The following is a 281-nucleotide window of genomic DNA, read 5'->3' as shown; positions in this document are numbered from 1 at the left end:
AGACATTGCGCAAGTACAACAACCGCGGCATCGAAACGGCCCAGGTGATCGAAGAGCTGATCGCCATGGCCAAGCAGTTCAAGGCCGACATGGAACGCGACGAGGCGCTGGGCCTGAACCCGGACGAGATCGCCTTTTACGATGCTCTGGTTACCAATGAAAGCGCGGTACGCGAGCTGGGTGATGATAAGTTGCGGGCACTGGCGGTCGAGGTCACCAACAAGCTGCGCGGCTCGACCACCGTCGACTGGCAGGTGCGCGAAAGCGTGCGCGCCAATCTG

The 281-nt window shown here is 60.9% G+C and carries 1 protein-coding gene; it reads left to right on the top strand.

Annotated elements, in window-relative coordinates; translation table 11 throughout:
- Window positions 1-281 (top strand): type I restriction enzyme endonuclease domain-containing protein (locus tag P8629_RS11660; RefSeq protein ID WP_278166294.1); only part of this gene is annotated, 281 nt, incomplete at both ends.

Origin of the sequence: Hydrogenovibrio sp. 3SP14C1 (genome assembly GCF_029625905.1) — a bacterium.
GTDB lineage: Bacteria > Pseudomonadota > Gammaproteobacteria > Thiomicrospirales > Thiomicrospiraceae > Hydrogenovibrio.
The sequence above is the reverse complement of the archived record's forward strand: the minus strand, read 5'-3'. Positions and strand labels throughout refer to the sequence as shown.